Origin of the sequence: Candidatus Tenderia electrophaga (assembly GCA_001447805.1) — a bacterium.
Classification (GTDB): domain Bacteria; phylum Pseudomonadota; class Gammaproteobacteria; order Tenderiales; family Tenderiaceae; genus Tenderia; species Tenderia electrophaga.
On the sequence record CP013099.1, the window covers coordinates 3,208,756 to 3,226,841 of the forward strand.

At 58.5% G+C, this 18,086-nt stretch carries 13 protein-coding genes; 12 read left to right on the top strand and 1 reads right to left on the bottom strand.

What is annotated here, in order from left to right; translation table 11 throughout:
* The first annotated feature begins 15 nt into the window (after positions 1-15).
* From Tel_14575 to Tel_14625, 11 genes are all read left to right on the top strand, one after another.
* On the top strand, positions 16-1,557 hold the full coding sequence (locus Tel_14575; protein ID ALP54269.1) for an ATP synthase subunit alpha: 1,542 nt from the start codon (positions 16-18) through the stop codon (positions 1,555-1,557).
* Between the two features lie 12 nt (positions 1,558-1,569).
* A complete protein-coding gene (locus tag Tel_14580) occupies positions 1,570-2,433 on the top strand; it encodes an ATP F0F1 synthase subunit gamma (GenBank protein ALP54270.1) in 864 nt (287 codons plus the stop codon).
* 64 nt (positions 2,434-2,497) lie between these two features.
* Entirely contained in the window at positions 2,498-3,883 is a 1,386-nt protein-coding gene (locus Tel_14585) for an ATP synthase subunit beta (GenBank protein ID ALP54271.1), read from the top strand.
* 20 nt (positions 3,884-3,903) lie between these two features.
* Positions 3,904-4,329: an ATP synthase F0F1 subunit epsilon gene (locus Tel_14590; GenBank protein ALP54272.1), complete on the top strand. Its 426-nt coding sequence runs from the start codon at positions 3,904-3,906 to the stop codon at positions 4,327-4,329.
* A gap of 95 nt (positions 4,330-4,424) precedes the next feature.
* Positions 4,425-5,792 carry a bifunctional N-acetylglucosamine-1-phosphate uridyltransferase/glucosamine-1-phosphate acetyltransferase gene (gene glmU / locus Tel_14595; GenBank protein ID ALP54273.1) on the top strand — a complete coding sequence of 456 codons (1,368 nt, stop codon included), beginning with the start codon at positions 4,425-4,427 and terminating at the stop codon, positions 5,790-5,792.
* 16 nt (positions 5,793-5,808) lie between these two features.
* A complete protein-coding gene (locus tag Tel_14600) occupies positions 5,809-7,641 on the top strand; it encodes a glucosamine--fructose-6-phosphate aminotransferase (protein ID ALP54274.1) in 1,833 nt (610 codons plus the stop codon).
* A 264-nt stretch (positions 7,642-7,905) separates the two neighbouring features.
* Complete coding sequence (locus Tel_14605; GenBank protein ID ALP54275.1) at positions 7,906-8,136, top strand: hypothetical protein; 231 nt, start codon at positions 7,906-7,908, stop codon at positions 8,134-8,136.
* A 372-nt stretch (positions 8,137-8,508) separates the two neighbouring features.
* Positions 8,509-10,902 (top strand): sucrose synthase, encoded by a 2,394-nt coding sequence (locus Tel_14610; GenBank protein ID ALP54276.1) that lies wholly within the window; start codon positions 8,509-8,511, stop codon positions 10,900-10,902.
* 27 nt (positions 10,903-10,929) lie between these two features.
* Positions 10,930-12,948 carry an ATP-dependent DNA helicase Rep gene (locus Tel_14615; GenBank protein ALP54277.1) on the top strand — a complete coding sequence of 673 codons (2,019 nt, stop codon included), beginning with the start codon at positions 10,930-10,932 and terminating at the stop codon, positions 12,946-12,948.
* A 48-nt stretch (positions 12,949-12,996) separates the two neighbouring features.
* Complete coding sequence (locus Tel_14620) at positions 12,997-15,411, top strand: hypothetical protein (GenBank protein ID ALP54278.1); 2,415 nt, start codon at positions 12,997-12,999, stop codon at positions 15,409-15,411.
* 171 nt (positions 15,412-15,582) lie between these two features.
* Complete coding sequence (locus Tel_14625) at positions 15,583-16,530, top strand: hypothetical protein (protein ID ALP54279.1); 948 nt, start codon at positions 15,583-15,585, stop codon at positions 16,528-16,530.
* 33 nt (positions 16,531-16,563) lie between these two features.
* Here Tel_14625 and Tel_14630 read toward each other — a convergent pair whose 3' ends face one another.
* Positions 16,564-17,490 carry a hypothetical protein gene (locus Tel_14630; GenBank protein ALP54280.1) on the bottom strand — a complete coding sequence of 309 codons (927 nt, stop codon included), beginning with the start codon at positions 17,488-17,490 and terminating at the stop codon, positions 16,564-16,566.
* A gap of 119 nt (positions 17,491-17,609) precedes the next feature.
* Here Tel_14630 and Tel_14635 point away from each other — a divergent pair, with 119 nt between their 5' ends.
* The gene (locus Tel_14635) at positions 17,610-18,059 is read left to right on the top strand and encodes a hypothetical protein (GenBank protein ID ALP54281.1); all 450 of its coding nucleotides are present in this window, start codon (positions 17,610-17,612) and stop codon (positions 18,057-18,059) included.
* Positions 18,060-18,086: the final 27 nt, after the last annotated feature.

Here is an 18,086-nt window from a genome sequence, read left to right on the forward strand (position 1 = left end):
ATAGAGGATAGGCATATGCAACTTAATGCAGCTGAAATTAGTGAACTGATAAAAAAGCGTATCGACAAATTTGAAGTCGTAACCGAAGCGCGCACAGAAGGTACCGTGGTCAGTCTGACCGACGGCATCGCTCGCGTCCACGGCCTGGCCGATGTCATGTACGGTGAGATGATCGAGTTTCCCGGCAATACCTACGGTATGGCGCTGAACCTTGAGCGTGACTCTGTCGGTGCGGTTGTCCTGGGTTCTTACCAGCACATCTCCGAAGGTGACAAGGTCAAGTGTACCGGCCGCATCTTGGAAGTGCCGGTCGGTGAAGGCCTGCTCGGCCGCGTCGTCGACGCGCTGGGCAGTCCCATCGACGGCAAGGGCCCGGCCGAGACCTCGGCCACCCTGCCCATCGAACGCATCGCCCCCGGCGTCATCCAGCGCCAATCGGTGGATCAGCCGGTGCAGACCGGTCTCAAGTCAATTGATGCCATGGTGCCCATCGGCCGCGGTCAGCGTGAGCTGATCATCGGTGACCGCCAGACCGGTAAGACTGCGGTCGCCGTCGACGCCATCATCAATCAGAAGGGTACCGGCGTTAAATGTATCTACGTCGCCATCGGTCAGAAAGCCTCCTCTATCGCCAATGTGGTGCGCAAGCTGGAAGAGCACGGCGCGCTGGAACACACCATCGTGGTTGCCGCCACCGCCTCCGACTCAGCCGCGTTGCAGTTCATCGCGCCCTATGCCGGTTGCGCCATGGGCGAATACTTCCGTGATCGCGGCGAAGACGCACTGATCGTTTACGATGACTTGACCAAGCAGGCCTGGGCCTATCGCCAGGTATCCCTGTTGCTGCGTCGTCCGCCCGGTCGTGAGGCGTATCCCGGTGACGTGTTCTACCTCCACTCCCGTCTGCTGGAGCGTGCCGCGCGTGTCAATGCCGATTACGTCGAGAAGTTCACCAACGGTGAAGTCAAGGGTCAGACCGGTTCCTTGACCGCCCTGCCCATCATTGAAACCCAGGCGGGTGACGTGTCGGCCTTCGTGCCCACCAACGTCATCTCCATCACCGACGGACAGATCTTTCTCGAAACCGACCTGTTCAACTCCGGTATCCGCCCAGCCATTAACGCCGGCCTGTCGGTATCGCGAGTCGGTGGCGCGGCCCAGACCAAGATCATCAAGAAGCTGGGCGGCGGTGTACGTCTCGACCTGGCCCAGTATCGTGAGCTGGCGGCCTTCGCCCAGTTCGCATCTGATCTGGACGAATCCACCCGTAAACAGATCGAACGCGGTCAGCGCGTTACCGAACTGATGAAGCAGAAGCAATACAGTCCGCTGTCCATCGCTGAAATGGCCTTTTCACTGTTCGCTGCCAACGAAGGTTTCCTGGACGATGTGGAAGTCAGTAAGGTTGTGTCTTTTGAGCAGGCCTTGCACTCTTACATCAAGTCCAATGCCGCAGATCTGGCCAAGCGCATTAACGATACGGCTGATTACAACGACGAAGTCGCAGGCGAAATGCGCAGTACGCTGGAAAAATTCAAATCAAGCAGCACTTGGTAAGGGGGCTGACGAATGGCAGTCGGAAAAGAGATCCGCACCAAGATCAAGAGTATCCAGAATACTCAGAAGATCACTCGAGCCATGGAAATGGTGGCGGCGAGCAAAATGCGTAAGGCGCAACAGCGTATGCAGGCTTCGCGTCCCTACGCCAAGAAAATTCGCTCGGTTATCGGCCATCTTTCGCAGGCGCATCCGGAGTACCGCCATCCTTATTTGCAGGAGCGGGAATCGGTCAAGCGGGTCGGTCTGATCGTAATCACCAGTGATCGGGGCCTGTGCGGTGGTTTGAACACAAACCTGTTAAAGACCACCGTAAACGCAATCAGGCAGTGGCGTGAAAAAGGTGTTGAAGTCGAGCTTTGTCTGATCGGACAAAAAGGCATCAACTTTCTGAAGCGCCTCGGCAGTATCCGCGCCCAGGCTGCGCAACTTGGCGATGCACCGGGGATCAATGATTTGATCGGCAGCGTCAAGGTGATGCTGGATGCCTTCGACGACGGTGAGATCGACCGCATTGATGTGGTCTTCAATGAGTTCGTCAATACCATGACACAGCAGCCGCGCGTAGATCAGCTGCTGCCGATTCAGGCAGACGACACAGACGAGGAACTGGAGCACCACTGGGATTACCTCTACGAGCCTGAAGCCAAGGATGTGTTGACTGACTTGCTGGTTCGCTATGTCGAATCGCAGGTCTACCAGGGCGTGGTCGAGAATATTGCCTGTGAGCAGGCGGCGCGCATGGTGGCTATGAAGGCCGCCTCGGATAATGCCGGCGAGCTGATCGGCGACTTGCAGCTGGTTTACAACAAGGCGCGCCAAGCGGCGATTACGCAGGAAATCTCCGAAATTGTCGGCGGCGCTGCGGCTGTATAGGCGATCTGGATCACAGGTCTTAGCGGAATACATAAGATTTAAAATTGCAAAGAGGAACTGAATCATGAGTTCAGGAAATGTTGTTCAAATTATCGGCGCCGTTGTGGACGTGGAGTTCACCGGCGACGATCTGCCTAAAGTCTACGACGCCCTGAGGGTCGAGGAGGTCGGGCTGACCCTCGAAGTCCAGCAACAGCTGGGTGACGGTGTGGTGCGCACCATCGCCATGGGTACTACGGACGGTCTGAAGCGCGGTGTAAACGTGAGCAACACCGGCGCACCGATTTCCGTTCCCGTCGGCCAGAAGACCTTGGGTCGTATCATGGACGTGCTTGGCGATCCCATCGATGAAAAAGGCGAAATCGGCGAAGAGACGCGCTGGGAAATCCACCGCGAGGCGCCTTCTTATGAAGATCTGTCCGCCTCGCAGGAACTGCTGGAAACCGGCATCAAGGTTATCGATCTGGTCTGCCCCTTCGCCAAGGGCGGTAAGGTCGGCCTGTTCGGTGGTGCCGGTGTGGGTAAGACCGTCAATATGATGGAGCTGATCCGTAACATCGCCATCGAGCACAGCGGTTATTCCGTCTTCGCCGGTGTGGGTGAGCGTACTCGTGAGGGTAACGACTTCTATCACGAAATGACCGACTCCAATGTTATCGACAAGGTCTCCTTGGTCTATGGCCAGATGAATGAGCCGCCGGGTAACCGCCTGCGCGTTGCCCTGACCGGCCTGACCATGGCCGAGTATTTCCGTGACGAAGGCCGTGATGTCCTGCTGTTTATCGATAACATTTATCGTTATACCCTGGCCGGTACCGAGGTCTCCGCCCTGTTGGGTCGTATGCCTTCCGCGGTAGGTTACCAGCCGACACTGGCCGAAGAGATGGGTGTGCTGCAGGAACGCATCACCTCCACCAAGACCGGGTCTATTACTTCCATTCAGGCCGTTTACGTGCCTGCCGATGACTTGACCGACCCGTCACCTGCCACCACCTTCGCTCACTTGGACGCGACCGTGGTACTGTCGCGTTCCATCGCCGAGCTGGGTATCTATCCCGCGGTGGATCCGCTGGATTCGACCTCACGCCAGCTGGATCCGCTGGTTATCGGTGAAGAGCACTATAATGTCGCCCGTGCAGTACAGGGCACCTTGCAGCGTTATAAAGAGCTGAAGGACATCATAGCCATCCTGGGGATGGACGAGCTGTCCGAAGAGGACAAGCGTATTGTCGCCCGCGCGCGCAAGATCCAGCGCTTTCTGTCCCAGCCCTTCTTCGTTGCCGAGGTATTCACCGGTGCGCCGGGTAAATACGTTTCTCTGAAAGAGACCATCAGCGGTTTCAAGGGTATTGTCGAAGGTGAATATGACCATGTCCCGGAACAGGCTTTTTATATGGTCGGCGGCATCGACGAGGCCCTGGAAAAGGCCAAGAAGATGGAAGAGAAGTAGTCCCCGGCTAGGAGAGTATTATGTCTATGACAGTACATGTTGATATCGTCAGCGCCGAAGCCGAGATCTTCTCTGGCGCCGCCAAGATGGTGCACGCGTCGGGTGAGATGGGCGATCTGGGTATACTACCCCGTCACGCCCCCTTGCTGACCAAGCTCAAGCCCGGAGAAGTCCGCGTCGAGCGCCCAGACGGTGAGGAGGAGTTCTACTACGTCTCCGGTGGGATGTTAGAAGTCCTCCCCCACTGCATCACCGTGCTGGCGGATACCGCAACGCGTGCCAAGGATCTGGATGAAGCGGCCGCCAAGCAGGCCAAGGAGCGTGCCGAGCAGTCGTTGCGTGACAAGCAGGGCGAGATTGAATTGGCCCAAGCCGAGCGCGAGCTGGCCGAGGCCATGGCCCAATTGCAAGCGATCCAGAAGCTGCGTAAAAAGGCGGGGCGTTAGCGCCCAGGTAATGTCAAAGTGATAAAATGAGGGGAAAGGCTGAGAGGCCTTTCCCCTTTATTCGTTTTAAGCTCTAGAGATTCATAGGTGGGCCAATGGGATTAAGTGTAATCATTCTTGCCGCCGGGCAGGGCACCCGAATGCGTTCGGCCTTGCCCAAGGTATTGCACAAACTAGCGCACAAGCCGCTGGTGGAGCACGTGATTGATCGGGCCAAGCAGCTCGGCGCCGAAGACATTCATGTAGTCTACGGCCACGGCGGCGACGCTGTACCGACGACCCTCGCCCATTGTGAAGTGGATTGGGTCAAACAGGCGCAGCAGCTGGGCACCGGCCATGCGGTGGCCCAGGCCATCCCCCACATCCCCGCGGAGCGCGACGTGTTAGTGCTCTACGGTGACGTGCCCTTGACCTCGGCTGAAACGCTAAAGAATCTGATTCAACTGGCGCGCCAAAGCGGCTTCGGTCTGCTGACCATCAGTCTCGATGACGCCGCCGGTTATGGCAGAATCCTGCGCGGTGACGATGGCAGGGTGCTGCGTATCATCGAACACAAAGATGCCAGCGAGGCGGAACGCGCCATTACCGAGGTCAATACCGGCATCCTGGCCACGTCGCGCAAGAACCTGGCGCGTTGGTTGGAGCGGCTCGATAACGACAATGCCCAAGGCGAATACTATCTTACCGATATTGTTGCCATGGCCGTGGCCGACGCCATCGATATCAGTACTACCTCCCCCAGTGACGAGTTTGAAGTGTTGGGCGTAAATAATAAGCGCCAGCTGGCGGCCTTGGAGCGGGCCTATCAACAACAACAGGCCGAACGTTTACTGGATGGCGGGGTTACCCTGCGTGACCCGGCTCGCATCGACATTCGGGGCAATGTCCGCTGCGGCACGGATGTAATCATGGACGTCAACCTTGTCCTCGAAGGCGAGATTGACATCGGTGACAAGGTCGAGATCGGCCCCAATTGTCTGATCAGCAATAGCCGCATCGAGTCCGGCGCGCGAATCCTGGCGAATTGTGTCATTGAAAACGCGGTGGTCGGCAAGGACAGTCAGGTGGGTCCCTTCTCCCGCTTGCGCCCCGAGACGGTACTGGCCGAAGCGACCCATATCGGTAATTTTGTCGAAATCAAAAAGGCGCAGATCGGACAAGGATCTAAGGTAAACCATTTGAGTTATGTCGGTGATGCGGTGATCGGGCGCAACGTGAACATCGGCGCCGGTACCATCACCTGTAACTACGACGGTGCCAATAAGCACCTAACCGAGATCGGCGACGAGGTCTTTGTCGGTTCTGATACCCAGTTGGTGGCGCCGGTTAAAGTCGGTGCCGGCGCGACCATCGGTGCCGGTTCCACCATTACCAAAGCAGTGGCAGCGGGTGCGTTGGCGCTGAGTCGGGCCAAGCAGATCTCAAAGAGTGGCTGGCAACGGCCGATGAAGAAAAAGAGTTAAACGGAAGGATCGCTATATGTGTGGGATTATCGGTGCAGTGGCTGAGCGGGATGTGGTGCCAATTCTACTGGAAGGGCTGCGGCGCCTGGAATATCGTGGCTATGACTCCGCCGGTGTGGCGGTGATCGATGACAAAGACTGTATCGATCGGGTGCGCACCGTCGGCAAGGTGGCCGAACTCGACGGCGCCCTCAAGCAGCATCCGTTGGCCGGCAAAACCGGCATCGCCCATACTCGCTGGGCCACCCACGGCAAACCCAGCCAGTCCAACGCCCATCCCCACATTTGCCGAAAAAGTGTCGCTATCGTCCACAATGGCATTATCGAAAATCACGAATTGTTGCGTAAATCCCAGACCGACGGTGGCCATGCCTTTACCTCGGAAACGGATACCGAAGTCGTGGTCCATCAGATCTACGACTATCAGCAGCAGGGTAAAGGGCTGCTCGATGCAGTCCGCACTACGGTAGCGGACTTGGAAGGCGCCTACGCCCTGGGTGTTATCAGCAACCACGACAAAGCGCGCATTATCGCCGCCCGCCGCGGCAGCCCGCTGGTAATCGGCATCGGCATCGGCGAGCATTTTATCGCTTCCGACGTGGCCGCGTTGCTGCCGGTGACGCAGAAATTCATTTTTCTCGAAGATGGCGACATCGCCGATATTACCCGCGACAGTCTCACCATCTATGACGAACGCGGTGAGATCGTCGAACGTCCGTTGAAGATATCTCAGCTCAGCGCCGACGCCATGGAACGCGGTAGCTACCGTCACTACATGCTCAAGGAGATTTTCGAGCAGCCGCGTGCCATTGCCGAGACCCTGGAAGGCCGGCTCAGTGGCGACACCGTGCTGGAACAATCTTTCGGCCCCGGCGCCAAAGATATTCTGGACAGCGTCAAAGGCGTTCATATCATCGCCTGTGGCACCAGTTATCATGCCGGCCTGGTGGCCAAGTACTGGCTGGAGGCGATCGCCGGAGTGCCCTGTTCCGTCGAGGTAGCCAGCGAATTTCGTTACCGCCATCCGATCGCGCGGCGCAATTCACTGGTGATCGCCATCTCGCAATCGGGCGAGACCGCCGACACTTTGGCGGCCCTGCAGGAAGCGAAAAAACTCGGTTTCGGCCACACCATGGCGATCTGCAATGTGCCGGAAAGCTCCATGGTGCGCGAGGCTGATCTGGCGCTGATGACCCGCGCAGGTCCGGAGATCGGTGTCGCCTCGACCAAGGCCTTTACCACCCAATTGACCGCCTTGATGCTGCTGGTCGTCGTCCTGGGACGGCGCCATGGCATGGCCGCCCAGACCGAGATCAAGTTGGTGGAGCAGCTCAGGAGTCTGCCGCGCCGCATCGAAGAAGTGCTCACTCTGAATGACGCCATCGAAGAACTGGCGGAGTTTTTCGCCAATAAACATAATGCGCTGTTCCTCGGTCGCGGCGCTCAATATCCCGTCGCCATGGAAGGGGCGTTAAAGCTGAAAGAAATCTCCTATATCCATGCCGAAGCCTATCCCGCCGGCGAACTCAAACACGGTCCGCTGGCCTTGGTGGATGCGGAGATGCCTGTTATCGCCGTCGCGCCCAATAATGAGCTGTTGGAAAAACTCAAATCCAATCTGCAGGAAGTGCGTGCTCGCGGCGGCGAACTGATTGTGTTCGCCGACGCGCAGGTGGATATGAAAAGCGACAGCAACGTGCGGGTGATGACCGTGGCGCCCACCGAGGATCCCATCGCGCCCATCATTTATACCGTGCCGCTGCAATTGCTGTCTTACTACGTCGCTGTCCTGAAAGGGACCGACGTGGATCAACCGCGCAACCTGGCTAAGTCGGTCACCGTGGAATAGTTCAACTTGATGAAACTTGCCGAAACTGATAAACTTTGACGCTACTCTTGGGCATCAAGATGCCCGGCAGAGCGTAAAGTGAATATCACCTCTCATTGCATAAGCAATTTCGCGAACTATCTTCCCTTGGATCCCTGCCATCCAAGACTCCGCTATTTATTTCATCAATCGCAGTCATGGCGCAGGCGCGATCTGGACCTGGTAGTTCCCGTGCGCCAGATGAATTGTGGACGATAACCGTTTTTTTATCTAAGGACCCCTGTTATGGATAAGAGCCGAATCTTTTATTGTCAGCCGCAAAAGGCGTTTATGAGCATCAGCAATTGTCATGAATTGCGTGAACGTCCCACCGGCAAGGCGGCGGCGGGCGCCCAGCCCAAGTTGATCGCGTGCGAACGTTGTAACATGTATCCCATGGTCGACAAGAACAAGGTTGAAACGGTGACTATCACCGAATACCTGGGCGGTGTACGCCCGCAAACCCTATCGGCTTGATCCCTCCTCGTCTCCCGGCCGGCGTGGGCCATCGGCGCACCGGCCGGGATTGTTACTGCACGCGTGCCTTGATCCCACCCTTGGCCTATTCTTAACGCTTCAATGTCTATGCTTACCCGCGCTATCTCCAAGGAGAAGGTGTACGCAGCGCTGAATACCGGCATGCGCTGACGGCCGCGGTGTTGTATGCCAAACTTTCAGTCTGGAGATCGCAGTAATGCGGTCGACAAGGACTATATGCGATATGCTTTTCTAAGATGTGGGCATCTGTAATTATTCTGAGCGCATCAAGATGCGTGCTCAGGAATAGCGAGAGCTGGCCATGAGTGGGTAGGGGCGCGCAAGCCGCCAGGACAAGCGGGAGAACAGGCAATGACAGAAACGCTTGAGCAGGTGTTGGGGCACAACAAGGAATCCAGCTACCTGTTGTTCAGATATTATCTGGCATTGGACAAGCCATTTTTGTTGCGTTCGGAATTGTGGGATCACTGGGTCGAATTCTGCGCCGAACGCCAGCAGCCCTGCGACCTGGAATCAAATTCGTTGGCACGGCTGATCCACAATGCCCAAGAAGCTGTGCTCTGCGCCCCCTGGTTGTATCTGCAATTGCGGCCCTTTGTCGCACGCACTAAGTATCTGCGCATCCACGTCGACGAACTGCAGGTTGAAGAGCTTTCGGTGAGCCAGTATCTGCAATTCAAGGAGTCTGTGGCCAAAGGCCAGGACGGTGCCAATCAATGGACCCTGGAGTTCGACATCGGCCCCTTCAACCGAGAGTTTCCCAAACTGCGCGAATCGCGTTCCATCGGTCGCGGTGTGGAGTTCCTCAATCGTCGGCTTTCGAGTCAGCTGTTTCAAGAATTGGGACGCGGCGATCAAGGCCTGTTGCAGTTTCTGCGCGTTCATCAATACGAAGGCCAGCAGTTGATGATCAACAATCGCATCAACGATGTCGCCGAGCTGCGTAAGAATATCCGTAATGCAGAAGATTACTTGGACGAACAGCCGGACCATGCCACCTGGGATGCAATTGGCCACGATCTGCAAAACATGGGTTTCGAGCCCGGTTGGGGGCGTGACGTGGCGCGCATGCGCGAAACCCTGCGCATTCTGCTGGATTTGCTGGAGGCGCCCGAGCCCGGCACGCTGGAGCAGTTTCTCAGTCGCATCCCCATGATCTTCAGTATTGCAATACTCTCGCCGCACGGCTACTTCGGTCAATCCAATGTGCTCGGTCTGCCCGACACCGGCGGTCAGGTGGTCTATATCCTGGACCAGGTGCACGCCTTGGAAAAGGAGATGCGTAAACGGCTGCATGAACAGGGCCTGGAGATCGAACCGCAGATCATGGTGGTCACCCGCCTGATCCCGGACGCGCCCCAAGGCACCCGCTGTGATCAGCGCCTGGAGGCGATCGTCGGCACCAAGAACGCGCGCATCCTGCGGGTCCCGTTTCGTCATGAAAACGGCGAGGTCGTGCCGCAGTGGATTTCGCGTTTCGAGCTCTGGCCCTACTTGGAACGCTATTCCGACGACGTGGCGCGCGAGCTAAGGGCGGAACTGGGCGGTCGCCCGGATCTGATCGTCGGCAATTATTCCGACGGCAATCTGGTCGCCTCCATGCTGGCCCACAATCTGGGCGTGACCCAGTGCAACATTGCCCACGCCCTGGAGAAGACCAAGTATCTCTATTCCGATCTCTATTGGAAGGAAAACGACGCCCAGTATCACTTCTCCAGCCAGTTCACCGCCGACCTGATCGCCATGAATGCGGCCGACTTCATCATCACCAGCACCTATCAGGAGATCGCCGGCACCAGCGAGAGCCTGGGGCAGTACGAAAGCTACGGCGCCTTCACCATGCCTGATCTGTATCGGGTGGTGAACGGCATCGACATCTACGACCCTAAGTTCAACATCGTCTCCCCCGGGGCTGACAGTGAGATCTACTTTCCTTATTCCGATACCGAGCGCCGCCTCACCGGCCTGCACGAGGAGATCGAGACCATGATCTACGGCCGGCCCGACGAAAACAGTCGCGGCCAGCTGGCCGATCCGGATAAACCCATCCTGTTCACCATGGCGCGCCTGGACCGCATCAAGAACATCACCGGCGTGGTGGAGTGGTACGGCGGCAGCGAGCGCCTGCGCCGGGCCGTCAATCTGGTGGTGGTGGCCGGCTATACCGACGCCGACAAGTCGGATGACGAAGAGGAGCGCGCCCAGGTCGCCCGCATGCACCAGCTGTTCGACGAGCACGGCCTGGACGGTCAGGTGCGCTGGCTGGGTGTGCGCCTGGATAAAAAGATGTCGGGTGAATTCTACCGCTGCGTCGCCGACCGCCAGGGCGCCTTCGTCCAGCCCGCCTTGTTCGAGGCCTTTGGCCTTACCGTGATCGAGGCCATGATCTCGGGCCTGCCCACCTTCGCCACCTGCTACGGCGGACCGCTGGAGATCATCAAGAGCGGCATCTCGGGTTTCCATATCGACCCCAATCACGGCAGCCGGGCCGCCGACATAATTGCCGATTTTTTTGAAAAATGCCGGCAGGATAGCGACTATTGGCGGCAGATCTCGACAGGTGCCGTCGAACGGGTGCGGGCCAAATATACCTGGGAGCGGTACGCCGAACGCATGATGACCCTGTCGCGCATTTACGGATTCTGGAAATATGTCACCAACCTGGAACGCGACGAAAGCCGGCGTTACCTGGAGATGTTTTATGGATTACAATTCCGGCCATTGGCGCAAGCCATCGGCAGGTAAATTCAAACCAAGGTAGCCCTTCTTCCCATGGCGACACTCAATCCCCGCCAACATCAGGCGGTACGGCATCTCGACGGCCCCTGTCTGGTACTGGCCGGCGCCGGTTCCGGCAAGACCCGTGTCATCACCAACAAGATCGCCTATCTGATCGAGGTGTGCGGCATTGCCCCGCACAACATCGCCGCCGTCACCTTCACCAACAAGGCGGCGCGCGAGATGAAGCAGCGCGTCGGCGAGCTGCTCACGGGCAAGAACGCCAAGGGCCTGCAGGTCTCCACCTTTCATACCCTGGGGTTGAACATCATCCGCCAGGAACTGACCGCCCTGGGCTTCAAGCCCAACTTCTCCATCTTCGACGCCCAGGACAGTGCCGCCCTGATCAAAGAGTTGCTGCGGCGCGACTTCGGCGACGACGGCGGCATCATCCAGCAGATGCAATGGCAGATCTCGCGTTGGAAGTCCGCCCTGATCACCCCCGCCGAGGCCCCGACCGAGGCCGGCGACGACGCTACCTTGGTGGCCGCCGCGGCCCTGTATGAGCGCTACCAGCGCGCGCTCAAGGCCTACAACGCGGTGGATTTCGACGACCTGATCATGCTCCCGGCGCGACTGTTCATGGATCACGCCGAGGTGCAGGAGAGGTGGCAGAACAAGATCCGCTACCTGCTGGTGGATGAATACCAGGATACCAACGCCAGCCAGTACCAGCTCATCCGCTGCCTCACCGGCGTGCGCGGCGCACTCACCGTGGTGGGCGATGACGACCAGTCCATCTATGCCTGGCGCGGCGCCGAGCCGGAGAATATGTTGTTGCTGCAGCGCGACTACCCCACGCTCAGCGTGATCAAGCTAGAGCAGAACTACCGTTCCAGCGGCCGCATCCTCAAGGCCGCCAACGCCCTGATCAAGAACAACTCCCACGTGTTCGAGGACAAGCGCCTGTGGAGCGAGCTGGGCTACGGCGATCCCATCAAGGTGATCACCCTGCGCAACGACGAACACGAGGCCGAGCAGGTGATCTCTGAACTGGTCAGCCATAAATTCAAGCATCGCACCAAATTTAGAGACTACGCCATTCTTTATCGCAGCAACCACCAGTCGCGCCTGTTTGAGCGCAGTCTGCGTGAGCAGCGCGTGCCCTACTACCTCAGCGGCGGCACCTCGTTCTTCAGTCACAGCGAGGTGAAGGACATGATGGCCTACCTGCGCCTGCTGGTGAATCCGGATGACGATGCCGCCTTCCTGCGCGTGGTCAACACGCCGCGGCGCGAGATCGGCCCCACCACCCTGGAAAAGTTGGGCAACTACGCCGGCGAGCGCCAGCTCAGCCTGTTCGCCGCCAGTTTCGAGCTGGGGCTGGAGCAGTGCCTCAACGAAAAAGGGGTGCAGCGGGTGCGCCGCTTCACCCGGTGGCTGGTGGAGACGGGCGACCGCGCCCAGCGCGGCGATCCGCTCGCGGCGGTCAAGGACGTCATTCGCGAGGTCAACTACGAGGCCTGGCTCAATGACAGCAGCAAGGATCTCAAGCAGGCCGAGAAGCGTATGGCCAACGTCTGGGAGCTGGTCACCTGGATGCAACGCCTGTACGAGAACAGCCAAGAGGACAAGACCCTCGCCGAGTTGGTCAACCACATGAGCCTGATGGACATGCTGGATCGCAACGACGCTGACGAGGCCGGCGACTGCGTTACCCTCATGACCCTACACGCCGCCAAGGGGCTGGAATTCCCCCATGTCTTTCTGGTGGGCGTGGAGGAGGAGATCCTGCCCCACCGCGTCAGCGTCGAAGAGGGCAACATAGAAGAGGAACGCCGCCTCGCCTACGTGGGCATCACCCGGGCGCAAAAGACCCTCACCATCAGTCTCTGCGCGCGGCGCAAGCGTGCCGGCGAGCTGCTGGAGGTAGAGGCCAGCCGCTTTCTCGAAGAACTGCCGGAAGAAGACCTGGAATGGCGCGGCATCGGCCAGCAGATCGATCCGGAGGAGCGCCAGGAACGCGGCCAGGCCCATTTGGCCAATCTCAGAGGGTTGTTAGGAACCTCCTAATCCGTCAGTCTAGACGACTCGCCCGACCGGTCTGAGTGAGGCAAGCGCATGGCTGAACCACAACAAACCCCTCCCACCGCCTTATATCGGCGGCGCTGGTTTCGTCGCAGCCTGGTTGCGTTTGCCGTTCTGGTCATTGTCCTCAGCCTCTTGCCCGTGGCCATTCGCTACGCTGCCATCCATGTGCTCCAGGACCAGGGCATCCAACACGTGGAAATCGCAGATGTGGATCTCAATCTGTTCACCGGTGAAGTCGGGTTGACCGACGTCGGCATCAGCGGTGACGGCCTAGGGCGGGCCACTTTGTCGCGACTTTATGTAAACCTCGCCATTAGCGCTTTATTCAGCAAGCGACTGGCCTTGCAACAGCTTGAACTCCAAGGTCTGGAGCTGGATGTGCAACAGACCGAGACCGGCGTGTGGCAAGTCGCCGGTATTTCACCCCCGACGCCGGCACAAACGACGGCCTCCGAGGTGGAACAAACACCCGCTGAACCCTGGGGTATTGCCGTCGACCAGCTAAAGCTGGTCGGCATTAGCGTGCATCTGTCCATGCCCCAGCTGCAAAGCGATGTACGCATTGACGAACTTCGACTCAGTCAGCTCGCCAGTTGGCAGCCTCAACAAGCAGCTCACTATGAGGCCCAATTACGCATCGATCAGGCGCCGCTGATGCTCTCCGGCACCATGCAGCCGTTCGCCGACACGCCCCAATTTGCCGGCAAACTCGAGCTGACCCAATTGCCACTGGCGCTCGCCGCTGAGTTCGCCCGTGATGCTGGTATCGAAAACCTGAGCGGCGAACTTGCCATCAGCACTGAATTCAGGGCGCGTATCCTTGCCGGCATGCCTGCCGTCGAAACGACTAGCGCGTTGGCTTTGACAGCACTGACCTTGCAGCAAGGCCAATACCGGATGCAAGCGCAGCGCCTCGCTTGGCGGGGCCAAGTCAACTACCTGCCGCCCGCCGACGAACAGGATCTGGGGCTGCGCGCCGATGGCACGCTGATGCTGCAGCGCTTCGTGCTTGGCGATGAGCAAGCCGGCTTGCAGCTGGTGCAACTGCAGCAGCTGGATGTCGACACTATGGTCCTGGGTGAGGCACAGCAGCTGAGCATAAAACACATCGCCTTCGATCAGCTTGAGTTGTTGCAAAAGGGTGAACAACGGCTGCTCAAGACGGCGGCGATCAGCGTGACCGATGTGAGCTTCGACGGCCAACAACACCTGGCCATTAAGGACGTGGTGTTGAACGGCTTGGCGGTGCATGCCGTGCTGAGCGCTGACGGTGAGGTTGAGCTGGTCTCGCAGTTACAGGCGAGCGGCGCGACACAGGCGCAAGACCCCGGGTCGGAGACGGTTGCCGCCACGGCACAAGACGAGGTACCGCCTTTTCGCTTCGAACTGGCGCGGCTGCATGTCGCCGACGACAGTCGCCTCCATTTCAAGGACAACAGTATCGATCCGGCCTTCGAGGCCGACATCAAGCCCTTCAGTCTGACTATCGCCCATGTGGATACGGCGGCGCTCGATCAGGCCATGGAGGTCGATCTGCGGGGCGTCATCAACGGCCAAGACCAAATCACCCTGGATGCCAGCCTCAGACCTTTCGGCGACACGCTTGACCTGCAGGCCGAGGGCAAGATCACGGCGCTGGATCTGCCGCCCCTGTCGCCCTATGCCAACCAGGCCATGGGCTATTACCTGAAGCGCGGCCAGTTGAATTCAAGCCTGACGGCGAGCATCGAGGCTGATCAGCTCGATGCCAATATCCATGTCGTGTTGCAGAAATTTGCCATCGAGGAGGGTGACCCGAGCAAGCACAAGGGCTTTTCGGACAGGCTCTCCATGCCCTTGGATGCGGCGCTCAGTCTGTTGCGCGACAAACACGGGACCATTGAGCTCGATATCCCCGTCCAAGGTGATATCAGCGATCCCCAGTTTGATGTCAGTCAAGTCATCAACAAGGCTTTGGCCAAGGCCACCAAGACCGCCGTCACCGGTTATTTGGCCCTCATGTTGCAGCCCTGGGGGGCGATGCTGATCGCCGCCGATATGCTGAGTGACGCCGGCTCCGTCAGTCTGCAACCGCTGGCGTTTCCGCCGGGCGAAACAGGTCTGGGCCGCGAACAACAGGATTACCTGGTTAAGATCGCCGCGTTGATGCAGCAACGTCCCGAGATCTCGCTTAATATCTGCGGTGTGGCATCGCAGCAGGATCGCCAAGCACTGCTGGCCCTGCGGCAACAAAGCGAACAAGGTCAGGCAAGCTCTTCCGACAACACGCCCCCCGCGGACGAGGCGATCGACAACCAGCAATTGCTGGATCTTGCCATGCAGCGCGCCAGGCAGGTAAAGGCACAGCTTATCGAGCGCGGTATTGAGGCCGGCCGCCTCTTCACCTGCCAACCGGATATGCAGAATGCGGCAAGCAACGCGCCGCTGGTGAAGCTGTTTCTATAGCGCATCATTGCGCGGTAATTCCATAGCGCAGTGATGCGCAAAGTTGTGACCGGTTTGACGCACCCCGTCTCAAGGCGCCGGCGTGGAACGCCGATAATTCCGTTATAAATACACCGCGCCGCTTACACAGGCGCAGCGCGGTCATCGTTTATCGGATACCGGAATCGGCCCATGCTCACCATAATCAACACCCTCTTTTTTGCCGTCGGCCTTATCGCCCTGGTGGCCTTCGTGCTGCTGATGATCGCCGGCTTCAAGCGCAGCCTGTGGTGGGGATTGGCCCTCCTGTTTCTGCCCTTTACCACGCTCATCTACGCCATCAAATATTGGCAGGAAGTGAAGAAGCCATTCCTCGTCTATGTCGGCAGCAATACACTCAGCATTGCCATCGTTGGCTTTGTATTCACGCAGCTGGGCGGGATGCAGGCCGTGCAAATGGCGCAGGACCTGAATGCGGGCAGCTTGACCGATGCGCAAGCCGCCCAGTTTATGCTGGCCAATATGGAAGGTATGGAACGCCTGGGTGTCGGCGGCAAGGACGAGATGCTGGCCGAAGTGCGCGCCGATCCCCATCTGACTGATGATGATGTTAAGCAGGTCGAGCAGATGCTGGGCCAGATCGATGCGCTTGCCCAGGGTGACAAGGCGTCATTCCAGGACGGGGGGCAGGAACAAGGCAGCGCTATCCCGCTGCAGCCGGCCATGGCCGCGGAGATACCTGAGGCAGTGGATGACATCGAGGATAAGATCGCCAGCATGGAGGCCCAGATGGCCGAGCTGGACACCACGGAAAACACATCGGCCGATAACACCACCATCGACCAAGACACCTCCGCACACGTCAGCGCCCTGGGCGTGCCGTTGCCCGAGTATGTGGAGTCGCCTGTCGCAGAAACCCCGCAAGCTGTTGAGCGAAAGCAATCAGGCCCCGTGAGCTTGGCCGAGGCCGATCGCTACTTGGGCGACATATTCATTGTCACGACCCAAGAAGGGGTCACGCGCCGCGCCACCTTAAAAGACGTGCACGGCACCAACCTGGAATTTCAGCGCCGTGCCTTCGGCGGTTCCATCACGTATACCATCGCCAAGGCCGAGATAAAGTCGCTGGTGCTGGACTAAAAGCGGTGTTGATTCCCCATCCCCGCTAGAATACTACCCCTCGACTTGCTGAATACCGTCCAGCAACCAGCTTGTTTGACGCGTATTGGCTTTGACGAAGTGCCATACCTCGTCCACCGCTTGGCGTTTGTCACCCTCTTTCAGCTCGGCGTGGAACAGCACAATGACTTCCTGCTTGGACCCCGAGTCAGTCGCGCTCAGCAATTCCGCCTCCAAAGAGACGATCTCGGTACGTTCCTGGCTGCCGCTGGCGCGGTATTGTTCCTGGATCTCGCCAAACACATGATCAGTGGTGAACTGGCGGATATCGCTCAAGTCACCTTCATCCCAGGCCTGCTGCAGGCGGGCGAAACAGCTGCGTGCCCCGGCGACGAAAGCCGATCGGTCAAAGTCGCGCGGGGCACCGTTGCGCAACATGTCCAGCGAGTCGCTGCCGCCGTTGTCATTCAGCGCCGCTTCGTAATGCTGATAGCCGTCATCCCGCCCGAAGGGGGTATTCCCGTAAGCGGTGGCTGTTTGCTCACGGCGCGTCATAAGTTTGAACAATAGAAAAATAATCATCCCGAATATGACTGCGTCCATGAAGTTGACGCCCTCGAAGGCGCCGCCGAAAAACAGCGCGCCCAACAGGCCGCCCACGGCCAGGGCCCCCAGCACGCCCATGAAGCCGCCACGCTGGGCCAGCTGCTGCTTGCGTTCGGCATTGCGTTGCTGCGCCGGCGAGGCCTTTTGAGCCGGTGCGGCATTACCTTTCTTTAAAGACTGGTTGTGGCTAAACTTGCCGCCGAAGGACTGACCCCCGCCGAAGCGTTTCGCCTCGGCAACGCCCATGTCGGTGACCAGCAGCGCGCCGCCGGCCAATAGGATTGCGAATAAATTGAATACGATCTTCATGATGCTCCCCAACGAATAAATCAATTGCGCCGCGTATTCTACCCAAAAGCACCCGACAATGCCCAATTGAAAAGCGGATATTCATAGTGGCTAATCTGATAAAGGTGGGAATTGACCCCGCAACAAAGGGTTGCGATAGTAAATAAACCGTTTCCAGGAAAAGGGCACGATTCGATATGACAACAATGCAAACCGTGATGTTGGCAATCGGGCTGTTGCTGCTGAGCCTGATGGTGGCGTTGTTGACATTTGTCTGGGTCAGACAGCGCAGCCGCCGTCTGCAACGGCGCATGCTGGAAAATTGCCGCGCCGCGGATGAGCGTATCGTCCTCGGGCCGCAGGCCGCCCTCTACCGCGGCGCGGATCGAGGCGTGAGCAATAATAAAGGCAACGGCGTGATGTGTTTGACCGAAAAGCGGCTCATCTTCGAAAAGCTGACCGGGCCGCGCATCGTCGTCGACCGCGCCGAACTCAAGGATGCGTCCTTGGAGCGCGGCTTTAAGGGCGAGACCGTGCTGGGCACGGGCATTCAGCAGCATCTGCTAGTACATACCAAAGACGGCAACCGCATCGGGTTTTTGATAAACCAGCCGCAACGCTGGCACGATGCCATCAAGCGCGTTGTTGCGAAATAATCTTCCGCGCGTCTTTGACAAGGAATA

Coding starts and splice junctions, on each gene's coding strand:
- Tel_14575 (ALP54269.1), top strand. CDS start 16: ATGCAACTTAATGCAGCTGAAATTAGTGAACTGATAAAAAAGCGTATC.
- Tel_14580 (ALP54270.1), top strand. CDS start 1,570: ATGGCAGTCGGAAAAGAGATCCGCACCAAGATCAAGAGTATCCAGAAT.
- Tel_14585 (ALP54271.1), top strand. CDS start 2,498: ATGAGTTCAGGAAATGTTGTTCAAATTATCGGCGCCGTTGTGGACGTG.
- Tel_14590 (ALP54272.1), top strand. CDS start 3,904: ATGTCTATGACAGTACATGTTGATATCGTCAGCGCCGAAGCCGAGATC.
- glmU (ALP54273.1), top strand. CDS start 4,425: ATGGGATTAAGTGTAATCATTCTTGCCGCCGGGCAGGGCACCCGAATG.
- Tel_14600 (ALP54274.1), top strand. CDS start 5,809: ATGTGTGGGATTATCGGTGCAGTGGCTGAGCGGGATGTGGTGCCAATT.
- Tel_14605 (ALP54275.1), top strand. CDS start 7,906: ATGGATAAGAGCCGAATCTTTTATTGTCAGCCGCAAAAGGCGTTTATG.
- Tel_14610 (ALP54276.1), top strand. CDS start 8,509: ATGACAGAAACGCTTGAGCAGGTGTTGGGGCACAACAAGGAATCCAGC.
- Tel_14615 (ALP54277.1), top strand. CDS start 10,930: ATGGCGACACTCAATCCCCGCCAACATCAGGCGGTACGGCATCTCGAC.
- Tel_14620 (ALP54278.1), top strand. CDS start 12,997: ATGGCTGAACCACAACAAACCCCTCCCACCGCCTTATATCGGCGGCGC.
- Tel_14625 (ALP54279.1), top strand. CDS start 15,583: ATGCTCACCATAATCAACACCCTCTTTTTTGCCGTCGGCCTTATCGCC.
- Tel_14635 (ALP54281.1), top strand. CDS start 17,610: ATGCAAACCGTGATGTTGGCAATCGGGCTGTTGCTGCTGAGCCTGATG.